The following is an 18838-nucleotide window of genomic DNA, read 5'->3' as shown; positions in this document are numbered from 1 at the left end:
CACCCCAGAGGATTCGATGGCCAAAGAAGACAATATTGAAATGCAAGGTACCGTACTGGATACGTTACCTAACACCATGTTCCGCGTAGAACTTGAAAACGGGCACGTGGTTACCGCTCATATCTCCGGTAAAATGCGCAAAAACTACATCCGCATCCTGACGGGCGACAAAGTGACTGTCGAGTTGACCCCGTACGACCTGAGCAAAGGCCGCATTGTCTTCCGTAGTCGCTAAGTTGTTGTCCACATCTCGCGTTTGTGGCAATTAACTGAGCGCGAAAAAAAAGGCCGGATTTTCATCCGGCCTTTTCTTATCTGCAACTCAGCACATCAGTGCACAGTCCCTTCGGTTTTCCGTTTTTCCGCACTCAGGAAATGGTAGGTCAGCTGGTTTTTTTCTTTATCCAGCGCCACCGAGACTGAACCGCCATCCACTAATGAACCAAACAGCAGTTCGTTAGCCAGTGGTTTCTTCAGATTCTCCTGCACAGCACGTGCCATTGGACGGGCACCCATCGCTTTGTCGTAACCTTTATCCGCCAGCCAGTCACGAGCATCATCACTGACTTCCAGCGAGACGCCTTTTGCATCCAGTTGCGCTTGCAACTCGACGATGAACTTATCCACCACCTGATGGATCACCGCGGTATCCAGATGACGGAACCAGATAATGTTATCCAGACGGTTACGGAACTCAGGCGTAAAGATCTTTTTGATCTCTTCCATCGCGTCGGTGCTGTTGTCCTGCTGAATCAAACCAATCGACTTACGCTCAGTTTCGCGAACACCGGCGTTGGTGGTCATCACCAGCACCACATTGCGGAAGTCCGCTTTGCGGCCGTTGTTATCGGTCAGCATGCCGTTATCCATCACCTGCAGCAGCAGGTTAAAGACATCCGGGTGCGCTTTCTCGATTTCATCCAGCAGCACCACCGCATGCGGATGCTTAATCACCGCATCGGTGAGCAGACCACCCTGATCGAAACCAACATATCCCGGAGGTGCACCGATCAAACGGCTAACGGTGTGGCGCTCCATATACTCGGACATATCGAAACGCAGCAGCTCAATCCCCAGGGCCTTCGCCAGCTGAACCGTCACCTCGGTTTTACCGACGCCGGTTGGACCAGCAAACAGGAATGACCCCACGGGTTTACGATCCTGACCGAGACCGGCACGGCTCATCTTGATCGCTTCAGTCAGTGCTTCAATCGCGTTATCCTGGCCAAACACCAGCATTTTCAGACGATCGCCGAGATTTTTCAGCGTGTCGCGATCGGTGGCTGACACACTCTGCTCTGGGATACGCGCAATACGTGCCACCACAGATTCTATATCAGATACATTGACCGTTTTCTTACGCTTACTCACCGGCACCAGGCGCGCACGCGCACCTGCTTCATCTATCACGTCAATCGCCTTATCCGGCAGATGACGATCGTTGATGTATTTCACCGCCAGTTCCACGGCTGCACGCACTGCCTTCGCGGTATAACGCACATCATGGTGAGCTTCATACTTCGGTTTCAGTCCGTTAAGAATCTGCACGGTTTCTTCGACAGAAGGTTCGGTAATGTCGATCTTCTGGAAACGACGCGCCAGCGCACGGTCCTTCTCAAAGATGTTGCTGAACTCCTGATAGGTGGTTGAACCCATCACGCGGATTTTCCCGCTGGAGAGCAACGGTTTGATCAGGTTAGCGGCATCCACCTGTCCACCGGAAGCGGCACCCGCACCGATAATGGTGTGAATTTCATCGATAAACAGGATGCTACTGGTGTCTTGTTCCAGCTGTTTGAGCAGCGCTTTGAAACGTTTTTCAAAATCACCACGGTACTTGGTACCCGCAAGCAGCGAACCGATATCCAGCGAGTAGATGGTGCAATCTTTCATCACTTCCGGAACATCGCCCTGTACAATGCGCCAGGCCAGCCCTTCCGCAATCGCAGTTTTACCCACGCCAGATTCACCCACCAGCAGCGGGTTATTCTTACGGCGACGGCACAATACCTGAATGGCACGCTCCAGCTCTTTATCGCGGCCGATCAGCGGGTCGATTCCGCCGACACGAGCAAGCTGATTAAGATTGGTGGTGAAGTTTTCCATACGTTCCTCCCCGCCTGCTTGCTCTTCGTTAACCGGATTCTCCGCATTGTTCTGCGGCTGGCCCGGCTCGTCTTTACGCGTACCATGGGAGATGAAGTTCACCACATCGAGGCGGCTGACTTCGTGTTTGCGCAGCAGGTAAGCCGCTTGAGACTCCTGCTCGCTGAAAATGGCGACCAGCACGTTCGCGCCTGCCACTTCGCTGCGACCGGATGACTGGACATGGAATACCGCACGTTGCAACACGCGCTGGAAGCTGAGCGTTGGTTGAGTATCACGCTCCTCTTCACTGGCTGGCAGCACCGGCGTGGTTTGTTCGATGAAGGCTTCGAGTTCCTGTCGCAGAGCCACGATATCCACCGTACAGGCTTCCAGTGCCTCTCTGGCCGACGGGTTGCTAAGCAATGCCAGCAACAGATGCTCGACGGTCATAAATTCATGACGGTGCTCGCGCGCTCTGGCGAAAGCCATGTTTAAACTGAGTTCCAGTTCTTGATTGAGCATTTGGCACCTCCCCCAATTATCGCTCTGACGACCTTTCCCCTATATGGAGACGGGCTCAGGCTTTTTCCAGCGTACACAGCAACGGATGTTCATTCTCTCGTGCGTAATTGTTCACCTGGGCGACTTTGGTTTCCGCCACTTCTGCAGTGAATACACCACAAATCGCCTTTCCGTGGTAGTGAACTTTCAACATCAGTTGCGTTGCACGTTCAACATCATAAGAAAAGAACTTTTGCAGAACGTCAATAACAAATTCCATAGGTGTATAATCGTCATTATTCAGAATGACTTTATACATTGAAGGCGGCTTTAACCCTTCGCGTACTTTATCTTCGGCTAGATGTTCAAAATTAAGCCAGTCGTTTGTGTTTGCCATAATGTTCCGTCGAAATTCTGCGTTACGATTGCGCGCATTTCTGCGCCCATTCCTAAGTTTAACATGTCTGTCAAGCCACCTTTCCCTTAAGAAAAAACGGCCCTAAAAGCCCATGCGCGACCTGTATCACAAAATTTGCAATAGCGTTAACTGCCTCAAATTTTGATGAATTTCTCCCCGTGCGCCAGGGCCGTTTGCTTGACGATAAGGACCGTTTCTCTACATTCTACTTACACAAGCTGATTGAGTTTTAAACAAACTCGACTCACAGCTTCAATGACCTCACCTACTGTTCAAAATGTCTTGCGAGGGAAGTAAAAGCATGGAGACGGGTACTGTTAAATGGTTCAACAACGCCAAGGGCTTCGGCTTTATCTGTCCGATTGGCGGCGGCGACGATATCTTCGCACACTACTCCACGATTCAGATGGAGGGATACAGAACGCTGAAGGCCGGCCAGCAGGTTCAGTTCGATGTCCATGAAGGGCCAAAAGGCAATCACGCCAGCTTGATTGTGCCCTGTGAAGTCACGCAAGTCGCCTGACGCGCGCCTCTTCATTCATTCTGACCACTCCCGAAAAAAAATGCCAGCCGCAGACGCTGGCATTTTTCTTTTGCGGATTTTCCCGCCCCTCAATCTGCACGTCCGCGAGCTAACCACATCACGCGAGCAAACAGCTGATCCAGTAACGAGGGAATCGCCTGCGGCCCACGCTCTGCCGCCGCCATGGCTACCGCAATCGCCAATTCGGGTTTTGAGCTGTGATGAATCGCTTTAGTAATAATACGCCGCGCATTCATCGGCACGTTTAACGGCAGGTGCGCCATGTCGTGATAAACGTCGCTGAACCCCTGCTTATAGAGAAAATGTTCTATATCCGGGGCCGGGAACTGCGTCAGATGATCGTCTTGCTGCTCATGCTCCTGCAGTTGGCTCCGTGCGCTGGCTGCATACTTATTGCCCGCTTCGTCGCCGTCAGTCAACACATGCCAGGCAATGCCCATGCGTCTGGCAAACTTCAACAGCGGCTTAAGACCAGACTGCGCAAATTCGATGACTTTGACCCCTTCGGCCGCAAAATGGTAACCGCGCTGCCGTGCCAGTTCATTGATGATCCACACTTCCGTCTCCCCCTCCACCAGCAACCAGCAGCGGGCAAAGAGTGCCGAGGGGCGATTCACGCGGATATGAAAGCCAATACGGCGGCTCTCCTCAGCGCTCAATCCTTCAGGACCAATCCGCCATGCCGCAACGCGTGTAGGTTCACGCACCAGGCGACAAATATTCTCTAACGGCACCTGAGATAACAGCTCCCCCGAATTGGTGGTGGTGATTTTTTGCAGCGGCATTAAATCCAGCAGATTCCACGCCACTGACAGCATAATTGGATGCAGTCGCGTTTCCGGATCCTCCACCAGCAACAATGGATGAGCGCCCGGCGGCAGCGCTTCATTGCCGTGCGCCTGAATCAGTAAAGAGAACATGCGCAATAAAATGACCTGCCGACTGCGTGATTCCGTTCCCGCAATCAGGTGGTTAAGCTTGTCAAGTGAACGCCAGCCTTGCGAACCATCGCGTAATTCAGGTGCGACACGCGCCGCGCTGACCCCCGGTTGCTGCACAAGGAAGTAGTGCTCCAGCAATTGCTGCATGGTGTGCAAGCCCTGACGCAGTAAATCGTCGCTCAGATTCTGCGGCTGCACCACCAAATCCCGGGTTAATTTCTCGACTTCCTGTGACAATTCACCCAGCGTCGTGGCCCGGCGGTCAGCATCGGTGCTGCTGTGCCGTCCACGCCGGCCAAAGCGCGCATCGCGCAATCTGAGCACGGGATAGAAGGCACGCAGATGGGCCAGCGCCGCCTCAGTGCCTTCCATCGCCAGCACATCGCCATTTTGGTCGATGAAGCGCCAGGTGGTTTTCACATCCTGCTCGTTGCGGCGCGCACGGGTGCTGAAGCGGATAAAGCGCCCGTTTTCATCGCGCTGCCAGAAAGGCTGGAACACCGCTTCATCATCGCCCGCTTGTGCTCGAAAGCGAAACACCAGTTGCAGCTGGCGCAGGCGTGCTTCCAGATCGCCCGGTGGGAAGTGAAAATCATGTTCGGTAAACTGATAAGGTTCAGCCGCAGGCGCCAGTAATAATGTCAGCGCATCCAGCAAGCTGGATTTACCCCAGGCATTTTCACCAATCAGCAGATTGGTATCAGTAAGCGGCAACGACAGCCGATTGATGCCACGAAAACCGCGAATATCGATATGTTCCAGAAACATCATGCTATCCCTTGAGTGCTTTGCCTGAGCATGGTTCGCCTCGTTAAGTTGGTCAAGTTAATGCACGGGTAAAAGGTTTACACTTCAACTGTTTTCCGATAGCTTGCGGCCCTCTCCCACGGATGGAAACGCTCTATGTATGGCTTGATCATCATTCTGCTGCCACTGATTGCTGGCTATTTACTGCATGTAACCCGTGCCAATCTGCTGCGCGGCGTCGCCCGCATGCTGAGCGCACTGGTGTACATCATCCTGTTTTTTATGGGCACCAGTCTCGCTTTCCTCGATAACCTCAGCAGTAATCTACTCACCATTTTTCATACCGCGTTGGTCAGTATGCTGTGTATTCTCGCTTGTTCCTTGATGGCTTTCTGGCTACTGGAGAAGCGCGTGCCGTGGCATCACCCGCACAAGCAGCAAGCCCTGCCTTCACGTCTGCACATGGCGCTGGAATCCCTCAAGCTGTGCGGCTCGGTACTGGGCGGATTCCTGTTGGGATTAAGCCAGTGGTCAATTCTGCGCCACGCATCAACCATCAGTGAATATGCCCTGATGCTAATGTTGTTCCTGGTCGGCATTCAACTGCGCAGCAGCGGCATGACCTTGCGTCAAATCACGCTCAATCGTCGCGGCATGCTGGTAGCCGCGGTGTCGCTGTGCAGCGCCTTAATCGGCGGAATGCTGGCCGCATTATGGCTCGATTTGCCAATCAAAACCGGCCTGGCGCTTGCCAGCGGCTTCGGCTGGTACTCGCTGTCCGGTATTCTGATGACCGAATCCTTCGGCCCGGTGATTGGCAGCGCGGCTTTCTTTAACGACCTGCTGCGTGAGCTGATCACCATCATGTTAATTCCGCTCCTGATCAGCCGTCAGCGCAGTATGACGCTGGGATTGAGTGGTGCCACCTCAATGGATTTCACCCTGCCGATTCTGCAACGCACTGGCGGCATGGAGATTGTTCCAGCGGCGATCGTGCACGGTTTTATCATGAGCTTATTAGCGCCGATTCTTATCGCGTTGTTCTCCGCCTGACCACAGAGCGCATTTTTTCACGGCTGCGCGCCGTCTCCATCGTCTACGCTTTCTGACTGACACGTTTCCGCCATCGGGATGGATGGCAAAACACCAGAAAGGAGCGAACGATGAAGCAAACTGTGGCGGCACTGCTGGCCAAAACCCTGGAAAATGCGGGCGTAAAGCGCATCTGGGGCGTGACGGGCGATTCGCTCAACGGGCTGAGCGACAGCCTCAACCGCATGGGAACCATCGAATGGATGCCCACGCGCCATGAAGAAGTGGCGGCTTTTGCTGCCGGCGCTGAGGCTCAAATCAGCGGCGAACTGGCGGTATGTGCCGGTTCCTGTGGCCCCGGAAACCTCCATCTGATTAACGGACTGTTCGATTGTCATCGCAACCACGTTCCGGTACTGGCGATCGCCGCACATATCCCTTCCAGCGAAATCGGCAGCGGCTATTTTCAGGAGACGCATCCGCAGGAGCTCTTCCGCGAATGCAGCCATTACTGCGAATTAGTCTCTAACCCTGAGCAGTTGCCGCAGGTTTTGGGGATTGCGATGCGCAAAGCCATCCTTAATCGTGGCGTATCCGTGATTGTTATTCCCGGCGATGTGGCGCTGAAACCGGCTCCGGAAGGCGCACGCAGTGAGTGGTATCCACCGCAGTTGCCACATATTGTGCCCAACGCCAGCGAGATTGCCCGCCTGGCTGAAACACTGAACGGCGCAGAAAATATTACGTTGATGTGCGGCAGCGGCTGTGCCGGCGCGCATGCAGAAGTGGTGAAGCTGGCAGAAACGCTGAAAGCGCCCGTGGTGCATGCCATGCGCGGCAAAGAGCACATCGAGTACGATAATCCTTACGACGTCGGCATGACCGGCTTAATCGGCTTCTCATCCGGTTATCACGCCATGATGAACGCCGACACGCTGGTGCTGCTGGGTACACAGTTCCCTTATCGCCCGTTTTATCCGGCTGATGCCAATATCATCCAGATTGATATCAATCCCGCCAGCCTTGGCGCACACAGCCATGTCAATATGGCGCTGATTGGGGATATCAAAGCCACATTGCAGGCGCTGCAGCCGCAGCTCAACAGCAAAAACGATCGTCATCATCTCGACAGCGCGTTGGAACACTATGTGGATGCGCGAAAAGGTCTGGATGAGTTGGCCACCGCCAATGATAAACAGGCGATTCATCCGCAATATCTGGCGCAGCAAATCAGCCATTACGCGGCTGAAGATGCCATTTTTACCTGTGATGTCGGCACGCCCACCGTTTGGGCCGCGCGTTACCTGAAGATGAACGGCAAGCGCCGTTTGCTGGGATCGTTCAACCACGGTTCGATGGCTAACGCGATGCCACAGGCGCTCGGCGCTCAGGCAATCGATAAGCAGCGTCAGGTCGTGGCGCTGTGCGGTGATGGTGGCTTCAGTATGTTGATGGGCGACTTTATTTCGGTGGCACAACTAAAACTGCCAGTGAAGCTGGTGATCTTCAATAACAGCGTGCTGGGCTTCGTGGCGATGGAGATGAAAGCCGGCGGTTACCTTACCGACGGCACCGATCTGGAGAACCCGGATTTTGCCGCCATTGCCACCGCCTGCGGTATTAAAGGCATTCGCGTCGAGAAAGCCTCTGAACTCAACAGCGCGCTGGAACAGGCGTTTGCGCATGATGGCCCGGTACTGATCGATGCGATCACCGCTAAGGAAGAGCTGTCGATGCCGCCGCAGATCAAAGCCGAGCAGGCCAAAGGATTCAGCCTGTATATGCTGCGCGCGATTCTGAATGGACGGGGTGATGAGATTGTTGAACTGGCGAAAACCAACTGGCTGAGGTAAAACGGATAACCAGGCCATATAACTCACAACGCGGGCGCTCAGCCCGCTTTTTTGTTTCAGGAGAGCGATGTGATCGATTTACGCAGTGATACCGTAACCCGCCCAAGTGCCGCCATGCTGGATGCGATGATGGCCGCCGAAACTGGCGATGATGTCTATCGTGACGATCCCACCGTCAATGCGCTGGAAATCGAGGCCGCCCGCCTGAGTGGCAAAGCCGCAGCGCTGTTCTTCCCGACCGGCACGCAAGCCAACCTGGTGGCGCTGCTGTGTCACTGCCAGCGCGGCGATGAATATATCGTCGGTCAACAGGCACATAACTACAAATACGAAGCGGGTGGCGCGGCGGTACTGGGCAGTATTCAGCCACAACCGATCTCGCACGCCGAGGATGGGTCGCTGCCGCTGGCGGAGATTGTTGCCGCTATCAAACCCGATGATATCCACTTTGCGCGCACGCGCCTGCTGAGCCTGGAAAACACCCATCACGGCAAAGTGCTGTCGCAGAGCTATCTGGAACAAGCGTGGAAGTTAACGCGCGAACACAAACTGGCGCTGCACATTGATGGTGCCCGTATCTTCAACGCCGTGGTGGCGCAAAATGTTGAGCTAAAGGATATCGCGCGTTATTGCGACACGCTGACCATCTGCCTGTCCAAAGGACTCGGCACCCCGGTGGGTTCACTGCTGTGCGGTGATGAAGCCTACATTGAGCAGGCGCGTCGCTGGCGTAAGATGACCGGCGGCGGCATGCGTCAGGCGGGCATTCTGGCGGCGGCGGGTCTGTACGCGCTGAAGCACAACGTGGCGCGCCTGAAAGAAGATCACGACAATGCCGCGTGGCTGGCTGAACAGCTCAGCGCCATAGGGGTTGAGGTACTGAATCAGCACACCAATATGCTGTTTGTGAAAGTACCGGCGGATCAGGTTGACGCACTGAAAAGCTGGATGCACTCCGGCGATGTGCTGATGAGCGTGGGTCCGATCACGCGCATTGCCACCCACCTCGATGTCAGCCGCCAGGATTTACAACGTCTGGTTGCGCACTGGCAGGCGTTTTTAGCGTAACAGGCCGCAAAGTGTCTTGCAGGGACGGCTTTCGGGCCGTCCACAAGCTCACCAACGCGAGGCCCTGTTTCAGCCGCACCGTATTTCGCCAGCTGCGCCGTATTTCGCCAGCAGCGCCCGAGCTATCGCCAGCGTTTCCGCATCGGCGATGTCATACACCGTCTCTTCACTGCACTGCGCCGTATTTCGCCAGTAACGCTCGGGCTATCGCCAGCGTTTCTTCATCAGCGATGTCATACAGCCTCTCTTCACTGTGCTGCACCGTATTTCGCCAGCAGTGCCCGAGCTATCGCCAGCGTTTCCGCATCGGCGATGCCTCGATAATCTCGCGCACGGAAGTGCATCTGAAACGCCGCGATCAGCTTAAGCTGCATGGGCGGGGTATTCGCTGAATTGACGTCATAACCATAGCGCTGCAGCGCATCCAACAGTTCGGCCTGATCGATGGGCGCATCAGCCGCATTCCCGTGGAGATAGCGCTGCACGGTAGCGCGATCGGGCCATGCGCCCAGCCCCTGCTCCGCCAACTGCTGCCACGGGAACAGGGGGCCAGGATCCTGTTTCCGCTGCGGCGCGATATCGCTGTGCCCCACCAGATTTTCAGGCGTGATGGCATAGCGCTGCGTAATATCCTTCACCAGCGCCACCAGCACGCTGATTTGCGCGGGCGTAAAAGGCTGCCACTCCACGCCGGTTAATGTCCGCGTGTAGCCACGATTGACGATCTCAATCCCAATCGACGTGTCATTGATACGGGCCGCACCGCGCCAGAAACTCGGCCCGGCATGCCACGCCAGTTCGCGCTCCGGCACCAGTTGCCAGATGACGCCCTGGCCGCCTTTTTGCGCCGGCTGCTGCGGGATCAAATAGTGGGCACTGACTTCACGATCGGTGAGTGTGGCCAGCGAGGATGGCAGATCTTCGGCGGTATAATGGATCACCACCACTTTAATGCGAGGCCGCGCGCCCTGCGCCGGATGCGCGGTATCGACCCAGTAGCCGTTGCGCGGCTCAACAGACGACTGACAGGCACTCAGTAAAAACGCCAGCGCCAACAGAACAGCAAAACGCATCAGCGAATAATCACTGCGGTACCGGTCACACTGACCATCAGCATGCTGCTGTCTTTGCCCACGGTTTCATAATCGATATCAATGCCCACGACCGCATTCGCACCCAGCGCCTTTGCCTGCTCTTCCAGCTCTTCAAACGCGATCTGTCGCGCTTTGCGCAACTCTTTTTCATAAGCACCGGAACGACCACCGACGATATCGCGAATCCCGGCAAAGAAGTCACGGAAAATGTTGGCCCCGAGAATCGCTTCACCGGTAACCACACCGCAATATTCACTGATGCTGTGCCCTTCTAAGGTGGGCGTGGTGGAAAATTTCATTTTTCTCTCCTGAGGTGAACAGCTCGTACGGCGTAAAAGCAAGACTATACTCTATGCTAAAAATGACGCTTTGCCAGTGAACAATAAGGAAATCGAGATGAGAAACAATGCCTTTGCGCTGCTTGTTCCCGCTGCGTTACTGCTCAGTGCCTGTACCACCGTTGAACCGGTGATCAAGGATAACGGACCGCGCACTGCCAGCTGTGCCGACGGTGGCCCAGATAGCGTCGCGCAGCAGTTTTACGATTTGCGCATCAGCCAGCCCGGTCAGGGTCTGCCCGATAGCACCACGCTGGCAAAATATCGCCCGTACCTGAGCGATCGCCTGTATCAAAAACTGCTGAGCGCCAGCACGCAGAGCAATAAACCTGCCTCCTGGAGCCAGGGCGATCTGTTCTCCAGCCTCGCACAGGGTCCAACATCCGCCGATGTTGCCAGCGCCTCAACCATTCCTAATCGCGATGCACGAAACATCCCACTGCGCGTCGATTTGAGCCGTGATGGCAAAAGCTGGCACGACGAGGTATTGATGATTCACGAAGGAACCTGCTGGGCGGTGGATGATATTCGTTACGTCGGTGACTGGCCGCACGCAGGCGGCGGATCGCTCAGCCAGCTGCTGGAAGAGAAGAAATAGCTGTTCAATTTTACAGCACTCAGTTCTAAACATAAGCGCGCCGCATCTTTGCGGCGTTTTTTGTTAATTTTTCATCAATAAATTGCAGCCAGCGAACCCTTCCCGGCGTTGACCTGCGCGATATTGTGCTACGCTTTTGGGACTTCACTGCTGTTTAATAAATTTTAACCCACCACATTTGCATAACTATTCTGGTGACGTTAAGATTCGCGGCACTAATTACTATTCATTTTTTGCGCATGAGTATTCAACTAAACGCCATAAACTGTTTTTACGGTGCCCATCAGGCACTGTTCGATATCAACCTGGCATGTCCGCAGGGAGAGACGCTGGTGTTGCTCGGGCCGAGTGGCGCGGGTAAAAGTTCGCTCCTGCGCGTCCTCAATCTGCTGGAGCAGCCGCGTTCCGGCAGCCTGCAGATTGCCGGGAATCACTTCGACTTCAGCAAAGCGCCGTCAGACAGCGCGATCCGTGAACTGCGCCAAAACGTGGGCATGGTGTTCCAGCAATACAATCTGTGGCCACACCTCAGCGTGGTGCAGAATCTGATTGAAGCGCCGTGCCGCGTGCTCGGTCTCAGCAAAGACGCCGCACGCGCGCGCGCTGACAAACTGCTGGAGCGTCTGCGTCTGACCCCCTTTGCCGATCGTTTTCCATTGCATCTTTCTGGTGGCCAGCAACAACGTGTGGCGATTGCCCGAGCGTTGATGATGGAGCCGCAGGTGCTGTTGTTCGACGAACCCACCGCCGCGCTCGACCCTGAAATCACCGCGCAAATCGTCAGCATCATTCGTGAGCTGGCGCAAACGCAGATCACCCAGGTGATTGTGACCCACGAAGTCGAGGTGGCGCGCAAAACCGCCAGCCGCGTGGTGTACATGGAGAACGGCCATATCGTTGAGCAAGGCGATGCCAGCCACTTTACACAGCCGCAAACCGAAGCGTTTGCACATTATCTTTCGCACTAAGTCAGGATGCATCTAATGAAAAAAGTCGTACTTGCTGCACTGCTTGCCAGTCTGAGCCTGAGCGCTTCTGCTGCGCAAACCCTGCGTTTTGCCACCGAAGCTTCATATCCTCCATTTGAATTTGTGGATTCTGACAACAAAATTCAGGGCTTCGATGTCGATCTGGCCAATGCGCTGTGTAAAGAGATTGATGCGACCTGTACCTTCACCAACCAGGCATTTGACAGCCTGATCCCCAGCCTGAAGTTCCGTCGTTTTGACGCCGTGATGGCGGGTATGGATATCACCCCAGAGCGTGAAAAGCAGGTGCTGTTCTCCAAGCCTTACTACGATAATTCCGCGATCTTTATTGCCCAGAAAGGCAAGCTGGCGAATGTGGATGCGCTGAAAGGGAAACGCGTTGGCGTTCAGAACGGCACCACGCACCAGAAATACCTGTCTGATAAACACAACGACATCACGGTTGTGCCTTATGACAGCTACCAGAACGCGGTTCTGGACCTGAAAAATGGCCGTATTGATGCGGTATTCGGTGACACCGCCGTGGTGAACGAATGGCTGAAACAGAATGCCAACCTCGCACCACTGGGTGAGAAAGTGACCGATAAAGATTACTTCGGTACCGGTCTGGGTATCGCCGTCCGTCAGGGCAACATTGAGCTGCAGGGCAAATTCAACACCGCTCTGGAGAAGATCAAAGCTGACGGCACTTACAAAACCATCTACAACAAATGGTTCCAGCAGTAATCTCTGATGAATGAAATGATTCCACTCGCAAGCGCCGCCGGCATGACCGTCGGGCTTGCTGTTTGTGCACTGATCGCCGGCCTTGTGCTGGCGATGATTTTTGCTGGCTGGGAAACCGTCCGCTGGAAACCGCTGGCGTGGATCGGTACCGGGCTGGTGACACTGATCCGTGGCCTGCCGGAAATTCTGGTGGTGCTGTTTGTCTACTTTGGTGCCTCACAGCTGCTACTGACCTTATCCGATGGCTTCCATATCAATCTGGGCTTGTTTAGCATTCCCGTGCAGGTTCAGATTGAAAACTTCGACGTCAGCCCTTTCCTGTGCGGCGTCATTGCCCTGGCAATGCTTTACTCGGCCTACGCCTCCCAAACGCTGCGTGGCGCGCTGAAAGCCGTGCCTGTCGGCCAATGGGAATCTGGCCAGGCGTTGGGTATGAAGAAATCGGCGATTTTTTTCCGCCTGATCATGCCACAAATGTGGCGTCATGCGCTGCCGGGCCTGGGCAATCAGTGGTTGGTGTTACTGAAAGATACTGCGCTGGTGTCGCTAATTAGCGTGAATGACATCATGCTGCAAACCAAAAGCATTGCCACACGCACCCAGGAACCCTTTACCTGGTATCTGGTGGCTGCGGCCGTCTACCTGATCATCACGCTGTTCAGTCAGGCGATACTGCGCCGTATTGAATCACGCACCACGCGTTTCGAGCGGGGGGCCTGACGCATGCTGGATTACTTACCCGAACTCCTGAAAGGGCTGCACACCAGCCTGACCTTAACCATCGCGTCACTGATTGCCGCGCTGGTGCTGTCGCTGCTGTGTACCATCGTGCTCTCACTGAAAGTCCCGGTGCTGAACTGGCTGGTGAAAGGCTACATCACGGTGTTCACCGGCACGCCGCTGCTGGTGCAAATCTTCCTGATATATTACGGTCCCGGCCAGTTTCCCAGCATTCAGAATGTGCCGTGGTTATGGCATCTGCTATCACAGCCCTGGCTGTGCGCGCTGATTGCACTGTCGCTCAACAGTGCAGCCTATACCACTCAGCTATTTTACGGTGCAGTACGTGCCATCCCCTCCGGACAATGGCAATCCTGCGCTGCGCTGGGGATGAACCGTAAAGACACGCTGCGTATTCTGCTGCCGTATGCGTTTAAACGCGCCCTCTCCTCTTACTCTAACGAAGTCGTTTTAGTCTTTAAGAGTACTTCACTGGCGTACACCATTACGCTGATGGAAGTGATGGGCCATGGGCAATTGCTGTATGGCCGCACTTATGACATTACGGTGTATGCTGCTGCCGGGCTGATCTATCTGGTGGTCAACGGTTTGCTCACGCTGATGATGCGTTTAATCGAAAAGCGCGCATTGGCATTCGAACACCGTAATTGAGTGTTGTAGTGGCGCGAAGTATCGTGTTTGTCTGAGGTGAAAGTGCTGCGGACAAACGCTCAATTTCTCGCGCTGCTACGGATCTCAACTGGCCATTTAATTTTTTAATCATAATATTTGCATATAAATTCATTTACTGGCATCGTGTAACCCGTTCTATCTCTGGCATGGTTTACAGGAGTCACATAATGAAAAAATGGATTGTTGCTGCGGCGCTGGCAACACTGGCAATGAATGCTTATGCGGCGGAAAAAATTCGTTTCGCCTCTTCTGCAACCTATCCCCCGTTTGAATCCCTCGATCACGACAACCAAATCGTTGGCTTCGATATCGATCTGGCTAAAGCCTTATGTCAGCAAATGAAAGCGGATTGCACCTTCACCAATAACGCGTTTGACAGTCTGATCCCTTCGCTGAAGTTCCGTCGTTACGATGCGGTTATCTCGGGTATGGATATTACCGCCGAGCGCAGCAAACAGGTCGATTTCACTCAGCCCTACTACGCCAATTCCGCGATTGTGATTGCACATAAAGGCCAGTACACCGACTTCAGCCAGCTGAAAGGCAAGCGTGTCGGCGTGGAGAATGGCACTACGCATCAGAAATACCTGCTGGAGAAACATCCTGAAGTGATCGCCGTGGCCTATGACAGCTACCAGAATGCGATTCTCGATCTGAAAAATGGTCGTCTGAACGGCGTGTTTGGCGATAGCGCGGTGGTGAATCAGTGGCTGAAGGCCAACGACGATCTCAGCGCGGTGGGTGAGCATATCACCGATACCGAATACTTCGGCACCGGCTTAGGCATTGCGGTGCGCAAAGGCAATGCAACGCTACTGAAAGAGATGAATGACGCGCTGGTGGCGCTGAAAGCCGATGGCACCTGGCAGCAAATCAATCAGAAGTGGTTCCCGGAATAAGCATTATGGAGCAGCGTGGCGTGCCATCTGGCAGGTTCTGCACGTCCTCCGTTCAGGCGGTGGCTACGTGGCTCCACCCTTCTTAATCAGTAATGTCAGCACTTCAAAATGTGCGGTGTGCGGGAACATATCAAACAGCTGGACGCGGCTCACCGCGTAATCGGCCAGACGTGCAATATCCTGCGCCATCGTGCTGGGATTGCAGCTTGAATAGAGAATGTAGTCTGGCGCCATTTCACTGAGATAAGCACACAGCTCAGCACCAATCCCGCGACGCGGCGGATTGACCAGCACCAACTGTGGCACCTGCTCACGCGATGTGGCGAACTGGGTCGAATCCAGCGCGGCGAAACTCACCTTATCGAGTCCTAACTGTTCAGCCGACTGTTGCGCACAGGCAATGGCTTCCGCACTGATCTCAATACCGGTCAGCTGCATCTCTGGCGTGGCACAGTGCAAGCCGAAACCGCCCACGCCGCAGAACAGATCCCACATGCTGGACACCGGCAGCTCTGCTACCCAATCACGCGCCGTGGCATACAAATCGGCGGCGACCTGCGGGTTAGTCTGGAAGAAACTCTGTGGGCGAATATACAGCGGCACCTGATTGAAACACTCCGCCAGCGCTTGATCCGGCGTCAACGCAATCTCTTCATCCCCTTCCAGAATCGCCATATGCACTGGCTGGATGTTGGCGGAGATCACTTTCAGTTGCGGCAATTGCTGCTGCAGCCAGGGCAAGGCCGCACGCAACTGCTCCAGCTTGCTGGTGGAACGCAGCACAAACCGCAGCATCATGCCACCTTGCGAACTCTCGGTCAGCAGCAGGAATTTCAGTTCACCGCGTTTGCGCGCCACGTTGTAGGGCGTTAATCCGGCGCGGGCAATAAAGGGTTTCAGCACATCGAATACCGGCGCAAAGCGGGCGGGATAGAGCGGGCAATCGCACAGATCAACCGGTTCGCCATCACGCGCCACCATGCCAAAAATCGGCCGCTCAACGCTGCCGCTCACCACCATTTTGGCTTTATTACGAAAACCCTGCAGCGCGGAGGTTACCGGCGGTAAATATTCGGCTACCGCAGTCTGCGACAGTAACTGCTCGAGCAGCGACTGCTTCTCGCTGAGCTGTTGTGGATAGGGTTTCTCCAGCCACTGGCACGAACGACAGCGACCGGCATCATAATGCGCGCAATGCATGGAAAGGCCTGTATTCAGAATCGGGAGAAAAATCGGGGGCAGATTGTATCACCGGGCGCGGAAAAATGCGCGACTGCTGGCCGGCACAAACAACAGCAGTAACACCAGCGCATCTGGTACTTTCTGCATCAGCGTGTGGTGGATGATCTGTGCATTAGTTTCACCGGGAATACTGAAGATTTCCGGGTAGATCCATCCAACGGACGCCATCAGCATATAACCGAGCACGATAATTTGCGCCATCACATAACCCCATCGTCCGCGATTGCTACCGCGCAACAGGGTAAAGGCACAGCGTAGTTCAAACAGAAAGATTAGCTGACTGGCGATAAAAATCAGCGTGGAATCCCATGCCTGTGCACTGCGGTGGACAAAGTTAGCCATTTCGTCGTAACCCAGTTCATTGGCCAGCATCAGCACGCTGAGACAGCGCGTGGCAATAATGGCGATCCCCGCCACCATCACCGGTGCAGGCGTAGAATTTGCCATCGCATTTTTGAGGGTTTCCGACATGGTTTGACTCCGTAACCATAAAAAAACGGGCCGTTAAATCGGCCCGTTATTATATTGGCAAATGTTACGGCTTTCAGCCACGTTTAGCTTTCTGAATATCGCGTAAACGTTGTTTTTCTTCGTGCGCCATAAAGCGCCAGGCGATGAAACCGACCAGGCCGACGACAAACAAAATCAATGAGGCTAACGCATTGATCTCTGGATTGACGCCGCGTCGCACGGTAGCAAAGATCGCCATCGGCAGCGTGGTAGCGCCCGGCCCGGTAACGAAGCTGGCAATCACCAGATCATCGAGTGACAGCGTAAAGGCCAGCAGCCAACCGGTGACAATTGCCGGAGCAATCATGGGTACGGTTATCACGAAGAACACTTTCAGCGGCGTCGCCCCGAGATCCATTGCCGCTTCTTCGATGGAACGATCCAGCTCGCGCAGACGGGAGTTGATCACCACCGCCACGTAAGCAGTACAGAAAGTGACGTGCGCCAGCCAGATGGTGAGCATGCCGCGATCGCTTGGCCAGCCAAAGGTGTTGCCCATTGCTACAAACAGCAGCAGCAGTGACAACCCGGTGATCACATCCGGCATGACCAGCGGTGCGGTGAGCATAAATGCAAAACCGCTATGCCCACGGAAACGGCCGAAACGCACGATGATCACCGCCGCCATAGTGCCCAACACCACCGCCATGGTGGCGGAAAGCGCCGCAATGGTCAGGCTGAGGCCAACGGCATCCAGCATCGCATCGTCCTGGAACAGCACTTTGTACCAGTGGAATGAGAAGCTCTCCCACACGGTGACCAACTGCGAGCTGTTGAAGGAGTAAACCACCAGCAGCAGCATCGGCGCGTACAGGAACAGGAAGCATGCGGCCAAAATCGCCGTACGCCATGGAGAGCGAATGGTCGGTAACTGATTCATTCCTTCTCTCCTAACTCACGATTTTGATGCTTGTGGAACCAGATGATCGGCAGAATCAAAATCAACAGAATGATCACCGCCAGCGCTGAAGCCACCGGCCAGTCACGGTTATTAAAGAACTCCTGCCATAGAATACGGCCAATCATGATGCTGTCCGGCCCTCCCAGCAGTTCTGGGATCACGTACTCCCCCACCGCCGGGATAAACACCAGCATCGAACCGGCGATAATCCCGCCTTTGGTCAGCGGCACAATCACGCTAAAGAAGGTTTTCAGCGGACGCGCACCCAGATCCAGCGAGGCCTCGACCAGCGAGTAGTCGATACGGGTTAGCGCGGTATAGATGGGTAACACCATAAACGGCAGATAGCAGTAAACAATGCCGATATATACCGCAGTATTGGTGTAAAGGATCACCAGAGGATGATCGATCACGCCCAGCCACATCAGGAAGCGGTTAAGAATGCCGTTGTTGTTCAGCAAGCCCATCCACGCGTACACGCGCACCAGGAACGAGGTCCAGGAGGGCAAGATCACCAGCAACAGCAGGATGGTGCGCATTGAAGGCTTGCTGTGTGCTACCGCCCACGCCAGCGGATATCCGATCAGCAGACAAATCACGGTAGAAATCGCCGCCACCTTGAGCGAAGTCAGATAGGCTTCGGCATACAGCGGATCGTCCGTCAATGTGATGTAGTTACCAAGATTCAGCACCAGGTTAAGCTGATCATCGGCCCAGGTCACCAGGTCGGTGTATGGCGGAATGGCGCGCGCAATGTCGGCGAAACTGATCTTCAGGACGATCAGGAACGGCAGCAGAAACAGCAGGATCAGCCACAGGTAAGGCAGTGCGATCACCAGCTTGCGACCATGCAGCATTTTTATGCGCGTGCCCCAGCGCTGCAGCGGTGTGCCCACCACCTCCGGCTCGCTGCGTTGAGAAATCTGGCTCATTACG

The 18838-nt window shown here is 54.7% G+C and carries 20 protein-coding genes; 11 read left to right on the top strand and 9 right to left on the bottom strand.

Annotated features, from left to right (window positions below; translation table 11 throughout):
• The first annotated feature begins 16 nt into the window (after positions 1 to 16).
• Positions 17 to 235, top strand: coding sequence for a translation initiation factor IF-1 (gene infA / locus WFP70_RS20435; RefSeq protein ID WP_002211347.1), 219 nt, complete (start codon positions 17 to 19; stop codon positions 233 to 235).
• A gap of 95 nt (positions 236 to 330) precedes the next feature.
• On the opposite strand, the gene clpA is transcribed toward infA, so the two are convergent.
• Together clpA and clpS are read right to left on the bottom strand one after the other, a co-directional pair.
• Entirely contained in the window at positions 331 to 2610 is a 2280-nt protein-coding gene (clpA, locus tag WFP70_RS20430; RefSeq protein ID WP_034820660.1) for an ATP-dependent Clp protease ATP-binding subunit ClpA, read from the bottom strand.
• Between the two features lie 55 nt (positions 2611 to 2665).
• Positions 2666 to 2986 (bottom strand): ATP-dependent Clp protease adapter ClpS, encoded by a 321-nt coding sequence (gene clpS / locus WFP70_RS20425; RefSeq protein ID WP_034820663.1) that lies wholly within the window; start codon positions 2984 to 2986, stop codon positions 2666 to 2668.
• Positions 2987 to 3308: 322 nt separating this feature from the next.
• Between clpS and cspD the strand changes: the two genes are divergently transcribed.
• Entirely contained in the window at positions 3309 to 3530 is a 222-nt protein-coding gene (gene cspD / locus WFP70_RS20420; RefSeq protein WP_038647847.1) for a cold shock-like protein CspD, read from the top strand.
• 89 nt (positions 3531 to 3619) lie between these two features.
• Here cspD and WFP70_RS20415 read toward each other — a convergent pair whose 3' ends face one another.
• Complete coding sequence (locus tag WFP70_RS20415) at positions 3620 to 5260, bottom strand: ATP-dependent endonuclease (RefSeq protein WP_337024189.1); 1641 nt, start codon at positions 5258 to 5260, stop codon at positions 3620 to 3622.
• 135 nt (positions 5261 to 5395) lie between these two features.
• Here WFP70_RS20415 and WFP70_RS20410 point away from each other — a divergent pair, with 135 nt between their 5' ends.
• From WFP70_RS20410 to ltaE, 3 genes are all read left to right on the top strand, one after another.
• Entirely contained in the window at positions 5396 to 6292 is an 897-nt protein-coding gene (locus tag WFP70_RS20410; protein ID WP_337024158.1) for a lysine exporter LysO family protein, read from the top strand.
• 110 nt (positions 6293 to 6402) lie between these two features.
• Complete coding sequence (poxB, locus tag WFP70_RS20405; RefSeq protein WP_337024159.1) at positions 6403 to 8124, top strand: ubiquinone-dependent pyruvate dehydrogenase; 1722 nt, start codon at positions 6403 to 6405, stop codon at positions 8122 to 8124.
• Positions 8125 to 8193: 69 nt separating this feature from the next.
• Positions 8194 to 9192 (top strand): low-specificity L-threonine aldolase, encoded by a 999-nt coding sequence (ltaE, locus tag WFP70_RS20400; protein ID WP_337024160.1) that lies wholly within the window; start codon positions 8194 to 8196, stop codon positions 9190 to 9192.
• A gap of 248 nt (positions 9193 to 9440) precedes the next feature.
• Here the strand turns inward: ltaE and WFP70_RS20395 are convergent, their stop codons facing one another.
• Positions 9441 to 10265 carry an N-acetylmuramoyl-L-alanine amidase gene (locus tag WFP70_RS20395; RefSeq protein ID WP_337024161.1) on the bottom strand — a complete coding sequence of 275 codons (825 nt, stop codon included), beginning with the start codon at positions 10263 to 10265 and terminating at the stop codon, positions 9441 to 9443.
• Entirely contained in the window at positions 10265 to 10585 is a 321-nt protein-coding gene (locus tag WFP70_RS20390) for a heavy metal-binding domain-containing protein (protein ID WP_038647859.1), read from the bottom strand. The genes WFP70_RS20395 and WFP70_RS20390 overlap by 1 nt, the downstream gene beginning before the upstream one ends.
• Before the next feature lie 97 nt (positions 10586 to 10682).
• Here WFP70_RS20390 and WFP70_RS20385 point away from each other — a divergent pair, with 97 nt between their 5' ends.
• The 6 genes from WFP70_RS20385 to artJ (WFP70_RS20360) all read left to right on the top strand — a co-directional run bounded on the left by WFP70_RS20385 (position 10683) and on the right by artJ (WFP70_RS20360) (position 15249).
• Positions 10683 to 11222, top strand: a complete 540-nt coding sequence (locus WFP70_RS20385) for a lipoprotein (RefSeq protein WP_058961796.1) — start codon at positions 10683 to 10685, stop codon at positions 11220 to 11222.
• 239 nt (positions 11223 to 11461) lie between these two features.
• Entirely contained in the window at positions 11462 to 12190 is a 729-nt protein-coding gene (artP, locus tag WFP70_RS20380; RefSeq protein WP_058961797.1) for an arginine ABC transporter ATP-binding protein ArtP, read from the top strand.
• A gap of 15 nt (positions 12191 to 12205) precedes the next feature.
• On the top strand, positions 12206 to 12937 hold the full coding sequence (gene artJ, locus WFP70_RS20375; protein ID WP_337024162.1) for an arginine ABC transporter substrate-binding protein: 732 nt from the start codon (positions 12206 to 12208) through the stop codon (positions 12935 to 12937).
• A 6-nt stretch (positions 12938 to 12943) separates the two neighbouring features.
• Positions 12944 to 13657, top strand: a complete 714-nt coding sequence (artQ, locus tag WFP70_RS20370; protein WP_097119343.1) for an arginine ABC transporter permease ArtQ — start codon at positions 12944 to 12946, stop codon at positions 13655 to 13657.
• 3 nt (positions 13658 to 13660) lie between these two features.
• On the top strand, positions 13661 to 14329 hold the full coding sequence (gene artM, locus WFP70_RS20365) for an arginine ABC transporter permease ArtM (protein WP_097119344.1): 669 nt from the start codon (positions 13661 to 13663) through the stop codon (positions 14327 to 14329).
• 188 nt (positions 14330 to 14517) lie between these two features.
• Positions 14518 to 15249 carry an arginine ABC transporter substrate-binding protein gene (artJ, locus tag WFP70_RS20360; protein WP_034820703.1) on the top strand — a complete coding sequence of 244 codons (732 nt, stop codon included), beginning with the start codon at positions 14518 to 14520 and terminating at the stop codon, positions 15247 to 15249.
• 63 nt (positions 15250 to 15312) lie between these two features.
• Here the strand turns inward: artJ (WFP70_RS20360) and rlmC are convergent, their stop codons facing one another.
• The 4 genes from rlmC to potH form a co-directional block, all read right to left on the bottom strand.
• On the bottom strand, positions 15313 to 16449 hold the full coding sequence (gene rlmC, locus WFP70_RS20355; RefSeq protein WP_337024163.1) for a 23S rRNA (uracil(747)-C(5))-methyltransferase RlmC: 1137 nt from the start codon (positions 16447 to 16449) through the stop codon (positions 15313 to 15315).
• Between the two features lie 48 nt (positions 16450 to 16497).
• Positions 16498 to 16962, bottom strand: coding sequence for a YbjO family protein (locus WFP70_RS20350; RefSeq protein WP_034820707.1), 465 nt, complete (start codon positions 16960 to 16962; stop codon positions 16498 to 16500).
• A gap of 73 nt (positions 16963 to 17035) precedes the next feature.
• Positions 17036 to 17881, bottom strand: a complete 846-nt coding sequence (potI, locus tag WFP70_RS20345; RefSeq protein WP_097119348.1) for a putrescine ABC transporter permease PotI — start codon at positions 17879 to 17881, stop codon at positions 17036 to 17038.
• The gene (gene potH, locus WFP70_RS20340) at positions 17878 to 18834 is read right to left on the bottom strand and encodes a putrescine ABC transporter permease PotH (protein ID WP_034820712.1); all 957 of its coding nucleotides are present in this window, start codon (positions 18832 to 18834) and stop codon (positions 17878 to 17880) included. Before potH ends, potI begins: the two co-directional genes overlap by 4 nt.
• Positions 18835 to 18838: the final 4 nt, after the last annotated feature.

The sequence above is a fragment of the Pantoea sp. USMM079 genome (genome assembly GCF_037153115.1).
Classification (GTDB): Bacteria; Pseudomonadota; Gammaproteobacteria; order Enterobacterales; family Enterobacteriaceae; genus Pantoea; species Pantoea communis.
This window is presented reverse-complemented; position numbering and strand designations above follow the sequence as displayed.